The sequence below is a fragment of the Collinsella sp. AF05-9 genome, from assembly GCF_003465595.1.
Classification (GTDB): domain Bacteria; phylum Actinomycetota; class Coriobacteriia; order Coriobacteriales; family Coriobacteriaceae; genus Collinsella.
The window spans coordinates 1-11,360 of the sequence record NZ_QSBB01000029.1 but is presented as its reverse complement, the minus strand read 5'-3'; the positions used below and the strand labels follow the sequence as shown (position 1 = coordinate 11,360).

Annotated in this window: 10 protein-coding genes; 4 read left to right on the top strand and 6 right to left on the bottom strand. The window is 61.4% G+C overall.

Annotated elements, in window-relative coordinates; all coding sequences use genetic code 11:
* The 6 genes from DWV43_RS08050 to DWV43_RS08025 form a co-directional block, all read right to left on the bottom strand.
* Window positions 1-872, bottom strand: an 872-nt coding sequence (locus DWV43_RS08050; RefSeq protein WP_199571378.1) for a nucleotide sugar dehydrogenase, incomplete at its 3' end; no start/stop codon positions are given.
* A 2-nt stretch (window positions 873-874) separates the two neighbouring features.
* Window positions 875-1,627 (bottom strand): WecB/TagA/CpsF family glycosyltransferase, encoded by a 753-nt coding sequence (locus DWV43_RS08045; RefSeq protein WP_199569433.1) that lies wholly within the window; start codon window positions 1,625-1,627, stop codon window positions 875-877.
* Entirely contained in the window at window positions 1,627-2,379 is a 753-nt protein-coding gene (locus DWV43_RS08040; protein WP_233539254.1) for a sugar transferase, read from the bottom strand. Before DWV43_RS08040 ends, DWV43_RS08045 begins: the two co-directional genes overlap by 1 nt.
* Before the next feature lie 84 nt (window positions 2,380-2,463).
* Window positions 2,464-3,054 (bottom strand): hypothetical protein, encoded by a 591-nt coding sequence (locus tag DWV43_RS08035; RefSeq protein WP_117818322.1) that lies wholly within the window; start codon window positions 3,052-3,054, stop codon window positions 2,464-2,466.
* Between the two features lie 325 nt (window positions 3,055-3,379).
* Window positions 3,380-5,143: a threonine--tRNA ligase gene (gene thrS, locus DWV43_RS08030; RefSeq protein ID WP_117818324.1), complete on the bottom strand. Its 1,764-nt coding sequence runs from the start codon at window positions 5,141-5,143 to the stop codon at window positions 3,380-3,382.
* A gap of 226 nt (window positions 5,144-5,369) precedes the next feature.
* Window positions 5,370-5,801: a zinc ribbon domain-containing protein gene (locus tag DWV43_RS08025; protein WP_117818326.1), complete on the bottom strand. Its 432-nt coding sequence runs from the start codon at window positions 5,799-5,801 to the stop codon at window positions 5,370-5,372.
* A 485-nt stretch (window positions 5,802-6,286) separates the two neighbouring features.
* On the opposite strand from DWV43_RS08025, the gene DWV43_RS08020 reads away from it, so the two are divergent.
* The 4 genes from DWV43_RS08020 to DWV43_RS08005 all read left to right on the top strand — a co-directional run bounded on the left by DWV43_RS08020 (window position 6,287) and on the right by DWV43_RS08005 (window position 11,065).
* Window positions 6,287-7,741 (top strand): NAD(P)/FAD-dependent oxidoreductase, encoded by a 1,455-nt coding sequence (locus tag DWV43_RS08020; RefSeq protein ID WP_117818328.1) that lies wholly within the window; start codon window positions 6,287-6,289, stop codon window positions 7,739-7,741.
* 16 nt (window positions 7,742-7,757) lie between these two features.
* A complete protein-coding gene (locus tag DWV43_RS08015) occupies window positions 7,758-9,095 on the top strand; it encodes an NAD(P)/FAD-dependent oxidoreductase (protein ID WP_117818334.1) in 1,338 nt (445 codons plus the stop codon).
* A gap of 4 nt (window positions 9,096-9,099) precedes the next feature.
* On the top strand, window positions 9,100-9,498 hold the full coding sequence (locus DWV43_RS08010; protein ID WP_117818330.1) for a DUF1667 domain-containing protein: 399 nt from the start codon (window positions 9,100-9,102) through the stop codon (window positions 9,496-9,498).
* A gap of 478 nt (window positions 9,499-9,976) precedes the next feature.
* Complete coding sequence (locus DWV43_RS08005) at window positions 9,977-11,065, top strand: Xaa-Pro peptidase family protein (RefSeq protein ID WP_199569434.1); 1,089 nt, start codon at window positions 9,977-9,979, stop codon at window positions 11,063-11,065.
* The last annotated feature ends 295 nt before the right edge of the window (window positions 11,066-11,360 follow it).

The window sequence follows — 11,360 nt, the reverse complement described above, 5'->3', positions numbered from 1 at the left end:
TCGTGGGCCCGGTGCATGACGTACTCGGGCATGGAGGCGTTTGTCTGCAGGGCGAGGCGGATGAAGTTGGCCGTCTCGGGGTAGTCGCCGACCAGGAACCACGGGTCGACCGGGATGCAGTGGCCGCCGACGCCCGGGCCGGGGTTGAGGATGTTCACGCGCGGGTGCTTGTTGGCGATGCGGATGACCTCGGCGACGTCCATGCCGCCGATGCGGCAGATCTTGGCGAGCTCGTTGGAGAAGGCGATGTTCACCGCGCGGAAGGTGTTCTCGACGACCTTGGTCATCTCGGCGGTGCGGATGTCGGTGACGGAGATCTCGCCCTGGCAGAAGCTGGCGTAGACCTTCGCCACGGCCTCGCCCACCTCGGGGTCGTCGGCGCCGATGGTGCGGTTGTTGTGCAGCAGCTCGTAGACCATGTTGCCCGGGATGATGCGCTCGGGGGCGTGGACGAGCCTGACGTCCTCGCGGCCGGCCTCTATGAGTAGCGGGCGAACGAAGCGGTCGATGGTGTTGGGCGAAACGGTGGACTCGACTACGAGCACGGCGCCCTCGGGCGCGACCTCGAGGACGGTCTTGCAGGCCGCCACGACGTAGCAGGGGTCGATCTTCTTGTCTAGCTTGTCGTAGGGAGTGGGGACCGAGACGATGTAGGTGTCGCAGACCTGGTAGTCGGTGGAGAACTTGATTCCGGACTTCAGGGCGTCGGCGAACAGCTCGTCTAGGCCCTCCTCCTTGAAGGTAGTCTTGCCGGCGTTGAGCGTGGCGACGAGCTCCTCGTTGTAATCCGTGCCCACGACCTCCACGCCGTGGGATGCCATCATGAGGGCGGTGGGCAGGCCGATGTAGCCGAGACCGATAACGTTAACCATTGCTATTCACCTTTCTTAGCGAACTTGTATTTATACGTGAGGGCGACGAATTTTAGGTTGCCGATGATGTAGCGTTTCCACAGCCTTCCGGGCTCCTGGATGAAGCGGTAGAACCACTCCAGGCCGCGCTTCTGCATCCACGTCGGAGCTCGGTCGGTTACGCCGGCAACAACATCGAAGCTGCCGCCGACGCCCATGACGAAGGGGATTCCGATCTGGTCGATGTACTTGTGGACCCAGTACTCTTTCTTGGGAGAGGAGAAAGCGACGAACATCATGTCGGCTCCCGAGGCGGCCATATCGGATACGATCTGGGGCTCGTCCGCCTCGGTGAAGTAGCCGTTGCGATACCCTGCGATCTGGATGCCCGGGTACCTGTCCTCGAAAATCGCTTTGACCTTGGTGACCACCTCTTCCTTCGCCCCGAAGAGGTAGATGCGGTAGCCCTTCTCGGACGCCAGCCCGACAAGCCTCTGGAACAGGTCGATGCCCGTGACGCGTTCCCCGAGAGGAACCCCCAGCTTTTTCGCCGCCCAGACGATCGAGGCGCCGTCGGCGTTGATCAGGGGGCATTCGTTGACGATTGACGCGAGATCGGGATCCGCCTCCATCAGGTTGACCTTGGAGGCGTTGATTACGACATGCTGGGTCGGTACGCCCCTCGCGATGATCTTCTCGATTTCATCCACCGTCTCGTCAAGCGAGATGGCGTTTACATACGTGTTCAGAATTGGATAACGATTGCCGGCTGACACTAGCACGCCCCGCTTCCCGTAATTACCTCGACGACAGTGAGTAGAACGATCTTGAGATCCGTGATGACGCCGCGCTTGGCTATGTACTCAAGGTCGCGCTGGACCATTCCGTCGAAACCCGTTGAATTGCGGTCGGTCACCTGCCACCAGCCGGTGATGCCGGGCTTGACGGCCAGACGCTGCAGGTCGAATTCTGTGTACTCGGCCACCTCGTTAGGCAGCGGCGGGCGCGGGCCCACGACGGACATCTGGCCCAGGAACACGTTGAGGAACTGCGGGAACTCGTCGATGGAGTGCTTGCGGATGAACCTACCGATCTTGGTGACGCGGGGGTCCTCCTTCATCTTGAACATGGCGCCGGCGATCTCGTTCTGCTCCTTAAGCTCGGCGAGGCGCTCGTCGGCGTCCTTGTACATGGATCGGAACTTCCACATGCGGAAGGTGGACAGGCTGCCGTCGCGGTGGGTCTGGCCCACGCGAATCTGGCTGTAGAACGGGTTGCCCTCGCTCTCCAGGCGGATGGCCACGGCCAGCACCAGGCTGGGTATGGCGATGACGGCCAGCGCGCAGCCGCTGAAAACGATGTCGAATGCGCGCTTGACGGCGCGGTAGGCCAAGCGCGAGTTGTCCCAGTCCATGATGGATTGCATGGCCTTATATCGACCGGCGCCTTCACGCCGGTCCATGGCCTGAGCAATCAGCACCGCCCCTACGGGCGCATTGCTCTCTGTCACTTCTTTATTAGCAGTCACGATAAAACTTACGTCCCTGTCCCCAGGAACCCCCCCCCGTCCATGAATTCAAAAAACGAATGATTTGCCGGTGCAACGTCTCCCTTACGTTTTGCTGGGCACGTCGAGCGGAAGTAACTCCCTAAATGCGGAGTCGCCTTCGCCCACGTCCACCAGGCACCAGCGTTTATGACGGTCGATCTTCTTTACACGGGCCTCTTGCCCCACCAAGGGACCCTGCTCTATGTGCAACACGCCGTCTTCTATGCGCGCAACGCTGTTGCGCACCACGCCGTCGTCGTCCAGCACGCTGCGATACCAGTCCTGCGCATCGTCCGGCATGGGCATGTACGCCCGCTCCCTACTGCCGGCGATACGGCAGCCAAAGCTCAACTGGGCCAGGGCCCTATCGAGCGCAGCGGCATCGCGCGTGGCGACGAAGAAGTATTCCTTGTACATGGGTTTGGTTTGGAGCGACCAGGCGCCGTCCCGCTTAAACCAGAACTCCTTTTGCATCACAAAAGCGTCCTGCATAAGGTTGTGCGGGATAATGCGGCGGACCTTTTCGCAGGTCTCGCGCTCTTTTCCATTGGGGGTGTGGACCAGATACCAGCGGACGCGGCCATGTTGGCTGTTGGTGGTGGCGCCGTTAAATGCACCCGGCAGCTGCTCTTGACGCCGTGCCGTCTGCTCCATGTTCTCGCCCCCTCTTTTGGCTTTGCGATGCACGCAAATGCAGGGGCGTTTAGAACAGGCTTCTCGCTCGCAGCTAGGCGCAGTCGCAAAAGTACAGGTTTTTGTAGAGGGCTATGGAGATGTATCTACCGACAGGACATTTTGCGTAATCTGGGCAATCGTTGATTAATTGCTCGTATAATTGCCTATGTCGAAAGATACAAAAACCTGTACCTTTTTGTGCAACAAAAAAAGCCGCTCAACCAGCGGCTTTTCTTATTTCGGCATGAAAAAGGCGGCCGCCCTTTGTGGACGGTCGCCTATGTTAATTGTTGTGAAGTTTGCCTTAGGCGCGAGTCTTGATCTCCTCGGTCACCTTGGCAACAAACTCGTCAACGCTCATCTGAACGGTCTCGTTGGAGCGATCGCGGACGGAAATGTTGCCGGCCTCGACCTCCTTCTCGCCCAGGATGAGCATATAGGGCACGCGGTCGATGCTGCGGGCCTCGCGGATCTTGTAGCCAATCTTCTCGTCGCGGTCGTCGCAGACCACACGGATGCCGGCCTCCTCCAGCTTGGCGCACACCTCGTGGGCGTAGTCACGGCTCTTCTCAGAGACAGGAAGTGCCTTGACCTGCACGGGAGCCAGCCAAGTGGGGAACTTGCCCGCAAAGTGCTCAATCAGAATACCAATAAAGCGCTCGATGGAGCCAAAGCACACGCGGTGCAGCATGATGGGGCGCTTCTTGGTGCCGTCGGCGTCCACGTACTCAAGATCAAAGTTGAGCGGCATCTGGAAGTCGAGCTGAACAGTACCGCACTGCCAGGTACGTCCGAGCGAGTCCTCCAGGTGGAAGTCGATCTTGGGGCCGTAGAAGGCGCCGTCGCCCTCGTTGACCTCGTAGTCCATGCCCAGCTTCTCCAGAGCGGTGCGCAGGCCCTCCTCAGCGCGAGCCCAGTCCTCGTCCGAACCCATGGAGTCCTCGGGGCGGGTGGAAAGCTCAACGTGATACTTAAAGCCAAACTTTTGGTACACGGAGTCGATAAGGTTGACCACGCCCACGATCTCGTCGGTCAGCTGGTCGGGACGCACAAACAGGTGGGCGTCGTCCTGGCTAAAGCAGCGTACGCGGAACAGGCCGTGCAGGGCACCGCGCAGCTCGTGGCGATGCACCAGGCCAATCTCGCCGGCGCGGATGGGCAGCTCGCGATAGGAGTGCGGCTTGGAGGCGTACACCAGCACACCGCCCGGGCAGTTCATGGGCTTAATGCAGTACTCTTCGTCGTCGATGACGGTGGAGTACATGTTGTCCTTGTAGTGGTCCCAGTGGCCCGAGGTCTTCCATAGCTGCTTGTTCATGATGAGCGGCGTGGAGATCTCCACGTAGCCGGCCTTGTGGTGGATCTCGCGCCAGTAGTCCAGCAGCGTGTTCTTAAGGATCATGCCGTTGGGCAGGAAGAACGGGAAGCCAGGGGCCTCGTCGCGCATCATAAAGAGGTCCATCTCGCGGCCGATCTTGCGGTGGTCGCGCTTCTTGGCCTCCTCCAGCATGTGCATGTGCTCGTCGAGCTCTTCCTTGGTGGCAAAGGCGACGCCGTTGATGCGGGTGAGCATCTTGTTGTCCTTGTCGCCCTTCCAGTAGGCGCCCGAGACGCCGGTGAGCTTAAAGGCCTTAAGGGCCTTGGTGTAGCAGATGTGGGGGCCGACGCACATGTCGATGTAGTCGCCCTGCTGGTAGAAGGTGATGCGGGCGTCGTCGTCCAGGTCGCCGATGTGCTCGACCTTGTACTTCTCGCCGCGCTCCTCCATAAGGGCGATGGCCTCGGCGCGGGGCTTCTCGTACACGGAAAACTTGAGATTCTCCTTGACGATCTTTTTCATCTCGGCCTCGATCGCGGGGAAGTCGTCCTCGCTGATCTTGACGCCCTCGGGCAGGTCGACGTCGTAGTAGAAGCCGTTGTCGGTCGCGGGGCCGTAGGCAAAGTCGGCCTCGGGGTACAGGCGCTTGATGGCCTGCGCCATGATGTGCGCGGCGGAGTGGCGGATGACGTGCGTGACCTCGTCCTGCGGGAGCTCGGCCACCGAACCGTCATTGTAGAGTGCCTTCATGGGTATGTTTTCTCCTCTCGGATGCCTGATGCAAGTGCGTGCGATGCGCTCGGCGTTTTTGACTTGCATCATTATAGGCAGGTTGCCTTGGTATACAAGCGCCCGCCGCACCTTAATGGCACGGCGGGCGATTTTCTACGCATGCTTCATCGTGTGGGCGCGGGGTGTGGGGCGCGCGTGGCTTGCGGCGTGCCCGTGGCTTGCGGCCGGCCCGGCGATGGATGCGTTACTGGATGCGAGTTCGGCAGTAGGGGCAGACCTTCCAGTGCGCATCGAGCGGGCGATGGCAGCTGGGGCAGACGTTGCGAACCTGGGTATCGCACACCGGGCAGACGACGAAGTCCTTCTCGATGGGCGCGCCGCACTGCGGGCAGGTGCCGTACTGGGCAAGCTGGCGCTCGCGCAGGGCCATGTCCAGCTCCTGCTCCTCGCGGTCGGACGCATAGGAGTGCGGGCGCAGGACCAGGTAGGCGATGAGACCCACAAACGGGATGAGGGCGATGATGCCCCATGCCACGTAGGCGCTGGCGCCGCGGCGGCGAGCGTCGATGAACACATAGACGACCGACAGCACATACAGGGCGATGATAAAGCCAACGAAGGCATAGATGACGCCCATGAGCTGCGGCGACATGAGCTCGGAGATGTACTTGGACATTACGGGTACCTTTCGGAATATTTATAATCCGGTCAAGTTTACCACGGGGTTTGTTTATATGGGACTACGGCTGGGTACGGGGCCGGCGCGGACACAAACATCTCAATCTGTAACAGATGGAGGCGGAATCCGGGTCTAGATGTTACAAATTGAGACACAGGGGCCCCTCCCCGATTTCAATCTCAATCTGTAACATCTTGGGCCCAAAAACCCCTCTTACTGTTACAGATCGAGACATTCAAAATCCGCCGGAAGGTTTGTCTTGATCTGTAACATCTAGAACCCAAATCCTTGTCTAACTGTTACAGGTCGAGACGAACGGTTGCCGTAGCTGTCGGCAGACGAGGCCAACATCCGTGCCGGGTCTCCCCTCGCCTGCCGTTGGCGGGTGTTGCAGGGCTGTTCGCCGCATTGCCGCCGCACTGGGAACGCGCAGACCTTAGGATAGTCCTATTGACAGCCTGTCAACTTGTCTTGGAGGCACCGTGGCAGAAACGTTTGATATCGCAATTGTTGGCGCAGGCATCACCGGGTGCGCCATTGCGCGGCAGCTCGCGCGCTATGACCTGTCCATTTGCGTGGTCGAGGCGGCTAACGATATCGCACTGGGCGCATCGAAGGCCAACGGCGGTCTGGTGCACGCCGGCTACGATCCGGCCCCTGGCACCGTAAAGGCGCAGGTCAACGCCCGTGGTTGCGAGTTGTACGGTGCGTGGGCGCAGGAGCTGGGCTTTCTGTTCTGCCGCACCGGGTCGATGGTGTTGGGCTTTAACGACGAGGACCGCGCGCATCTGGAGCAGCTGCGGCGCAACGGCCTTGTCAACGGCGTGCCCGAGCTGTCGATCGTCGGACCCGACCGCATCCACGAATTAGAGCCGCGCGCCAGTGCCGATGCAACGTGCGCGTTGTGGTGCCCCTCGACTGGATTTGTCGACCCGTTTGAGGTTGCCATCGCCGCGCTGGAGAACGCGGTTGCCAACGGCGTGACGTTTATGCGATCCGCGGCGGTAGAAGCGATTGAAGTCGCGGGCTCGGGCGTCGACGCGCGCTTTACGCTGGCGACCCCCGCTGGCAACGTGCGCTGCCGTTACCTGATCAACGCCGCGGGCAACGGCGCCGCCGACATCTCGCATATGGCGGGCGCCGAGGAGTTCCAGATGGTCTGGCGCCAGGGCAACATCGTGGTACTGGACAAGGAGCCGCGTACGCTCATGCCGCTCTATCCCGTGCCCACGCCGGTGTCCAAGGGCGTTATCGTCACGGGCACGGTCCACGGCAACACCGTGATCACCGCGACGGCTGCCGTGCGCGAGCCGGGCGACACGCAAACGTATGCAAGCGATGTCAACGCGCTGCTGGACGGCGCGCGCAAGCTGGTGCCCGATCTGGACACGCGCCGCGTGGTGCGCGCATTTGCCGGCGGGCGTCCGGTCATCAAGGGAACAAACGACTTCTTTATTGGGCAGTCCGCCGTGGTGCCAGGCCTGTTCCAGGCGGCGGGCATTCAGTCGCCAGGCGTGGCGAGCGCGCCGGCCATTGCCGAGCGCATGGAGCACGTGATGCGCGAGGCGGGCGTTGCTTTGCGCGAACGGGCCGATTGGAATCCGATTCGACACGCGCCGGACGACTTCGACCGTACGCCGCTTGCACGCAAGGAGGAGCTCATTGAGTCCGACCCTGCATGGGGGCAGATCGTCTGCCGCTGCGAGACGGTGCCCGAGGCCGAGATCGTGGCCGCGATCCGACGCCGCCCGGGCGCGGTTTCGGTCGAGGGCGTCAAACGCCGCTGCCGCGCGGGCATGGGCCGCTGCCAGAGCGGCTTTTGCCAGAGCCGCGTGGTGGCGATTCTGGCCCGCGAGCTGGGGTGTGACCCCAACGAAGTGCTGCTGGAGAATGCCGGATCTTGGCTGGTCGAGGGACCGTTGAAGGGGGTGCGCTAGGATGGCGACGTTTGATATGCACAACGAACGCTTGGAGGCAGGAGCTACGGAGGCGGTGCAGACGCAAGCGTTCGACGTTGTCGTTATCGGCGGCGGACCTGCCGGCATGGCGGCCGCACTTGCCGCGCATAAGGCCGGCGCGCGCGTAGCCATCGTGGAGCGTGAGCAACACTTGGGCGGCATCCTGCGCCAGTGCATTCACCCCGGCTTTGGGCTGTCGCACTTTAAGCAGGAGCTCACCGGCCCCGAGTACGCGCAGCGCTTTATCGATCAGGTGCGAGCGACCAACATTGCGCTGTTCTTGGACAGCATGGTGCTTGGGATTGATTCGGGCGATTCCACGGAAGACGCCACACTCCACACCGTCACGCTCATGAATCCCTCCGGTATGCTGCAGCTCACCGGGCGTGCGGTCGTCCTTGCCATGGGTTGCCGCGAGCGCACCCGCAGCGAGATCAAGATTCCCGGCAGCCGACCTGCCGGCGTGTTTACGGCCGGTCTGGCGCAGCGATACATCAATATCGAGAACCTCAAACCCGGCTCGCGCGCCGTCATTTTGGGCTCGGGCGACATTGGGCTCATCATGGCGCGCCGCTGCACGCTCGAGGGGATTTCGGTCGAGGGCGTGTACGAGCTCATGCCCTACGCCAACGGCCTGCGCCGCAACGTCAAGAACTGCCTGGACGATTTTGGCATTCCGCTGCACCTGTCCACCACCGTGACGCGCGTGATCGGTCGCGACCGCGTGGAGGCGGTCGAAGTGAGCAAGGTCGACGAGCACCTGGCGCCCATTCCGGGGACCGAGCGCGTTGTTCCGTGCGATACGCTGCTGCTTTCGGTGGGCCTGATTCCCGAGAACGAGCTTTCGGTTGCCGCGGGCGTGGAGCTGGACTCACGCACGCGCGGCGCCGTGGTGGACCAGAGTCTGCAGACGGGCGTGTCGGGCATCTTTGCCTGCGGCAACGTGCTGCACGTGCACGACCTGGCAGACAATGTGACGACCGAGTCCGAGCGTGCCGGTGCGGCTGCGGCGGCATACGCGTTGGGTGTCGGCGATAGCATGGGCGCCAGCTGCGAGCTCACGATCTCCCCAGCCGGCATCGCAGGCTACGCACTGCCGGGCCGCATCACGACCGTCGGGCTCACTAAGCTCAACTTCCGTGTACGCCGCCCGGTCGATGCTGCCCGCGTGCGCATTCTCGCAAACGGCGAGGAACTGCTTGCAGGCAAGGTCCGCCCGTTTAAACCGAGCGTCATGGAAAGCTTCCCGCTGCCGGCAAAGGTGATTCAGCGCGCACTCGACCTGGGTGTTAGCGAGATTGTCCTGTCCGTCGACCCCGTTGAGGAAGCGTAAAGCCATGAGCGCAAATGTGATCGAGACGCTACAGTTCAACTGTACCACCTGCCCATCCGAGTGCCTCCTAACCGTGGAAGTCGAGCGCAGCGCAGACGGCACCGTGGTAGAGGTGCGCTCCGTAACTGGCAACAGCTGCCCGCGCGGCGACAAGTTCGCACGCCAGGAACTCACCTGCCCCATGCGCGTGCTCACCACCACCGCGGCCGTATCCGGCGGCGACGAGGCGCTGCTGCCCGTGCGTACGGCCGAAGCCATCCCGCTCGAACTCCATGCCCAAGCCATGAACCTCATCCGCGGCCTAGTGGTCAAAGCTCCCATCCGCATGGGCGACACCGCCCTCCCCAACCTCCTCAACATGGGCATCAACCTTATCGCCAGCATGGACATCGACCCAGCCTAAGCAGCTAATTTAGGACGAGCCTCTTTTAGCTACCCCGCCATCCACCCCGCCCCTCCTCAATTGCGGTGAAATAGTTCCTGATTTCCGCCAAAACCCCGGCATCCAGGAACTATTCCACCGCAACTTGCCTTGGGATCGATATTTAGATTGTGCCTACTTTAGTGCCATTTCAAAACTATGCCGGATTACGGGGCTGATTCGGAGACCCCCATCCATACCGGCATTTTTCGATTTTTGATAAGCCGTCTACCTGCGGTTTTAATTTCGCAATTTTTCCAATGGTCAAGTAATACAGGTCCAGCCCTGTAATCCGCCATAGTTTTGAAACCAGCCCATTTGGGACGGGCCTCTTTTGACAACTTATACTGCTTGATAGGCTGGTCATGCCAAGGAGTGTCCCGAAGTGCCGGCATAAAAGGGACGTCCCTATGTGCCGGGCTTGAGATACCATGGTGGCAACCTAACGAAAGGACGATGTATGGCACATGTCGATGACCAGCGTGTGGCGCGCGCGCTCGATGCGCTCGAGGCTCAGCGCCCCGGCGCGCAGCTGCTCGTGAACGACCCGTGGTCGATCTACTATCTGACCGGCTTTTATGCCGATATGTTCGAGCGTTTTTGTGGCGTGCTGCTCACGCGCGGTGCCGAGCCGGTGATCCTAGTCAACGCCCTGCATCAGCTGCCCGAGTACGACAATGCCCGCGTGGCCTACCACACCGACACCGACGTCGTGACCGACGCCATCGCTCGCGAGGTCAATCCATCCAAGCCCCTCGGCATCGATACCGTAATGCGCTCCGGCTTTTTGCTGCCCCTTATGAATCGTCACGCCGCGAGCGAGTTCTTCCTGGGCGACTTTGCCGTCACCGCAGCACGCGCCCACAAGGATGCCGCCGAGCAGGAGCTCATGCGCGTGTCCTCGGCCGCCAACGACGCCGTGATGGCCGATGCCATCAAACTCGTCCACGAGGGCGTGACGGAACGCGAGATTGCCGACCAGATGCTGAATCTATATCGCAAGCACGACTGCGAGGGCTTTAGCTTTCCGCCCATCGTGAGCTTTGGCGCCAACGCCGGAGACCCGCATCACGAGCCCGACGACACCGTACTCAAGCGCGGCGACGTGGTGCTGTTCGACATTGGCGGACGTCGCCGCAACTACTGCTCGGACATGACGCGTACGTTCTTTTGGGGCGAGCCGGACGAGGAGACGGCACGCATCTACGACATCGTGCGCCGCGCCAACGAGGCCGCCGAAGCGCTCATCGCGCCGGGCGTGCGCATGTGCGACCTGGACCGTGCCGCGCGCGACGTGATTGAGGACGCTGGCTACGGCAAGTACTTCACGCATCGCCTGGGCCACTCGATCGGCCTGCAGGACCACGAGCCGGGCGACGTTTCGCTCGTCAACGAGCAGGTCGTAGAGCCGGGCATGACGTTCTCCATCGAGCCGGGCATCTACCTCCCCGGCCGCACCGGCGTCCGCATCGAAGACTTGGCCCTAGTTACCGAGTCCGGCGTCGAGATTCTCAACGCCTACCCCCACGATCCGGTCCGCCTAGACTAGCCAATGTGCCAAAGGGACAGTCCCTTTGGCACATCCCGTTAACGCAGTGCCACGAAAACGGGCCATCTACTACGTTTAACCCGCATGGGTCGACCATGCGGGTCTTTTTTTAAAAATGGCAAGCCCTTTACCTGCGGTTTTGATTTCGCAATTCTCGGTATGGTCGAGGGTTACCGGTCAAACGTAGTAGATAGGCCCATTTCGTGGCAAGCGAGTCAACTCGGGGCACAGGGCAGCCAAAAAGCCCCATTACAGTTTGAGTCGTCCGAAAGGGCGGCTCTTTTCCGTTGCACGG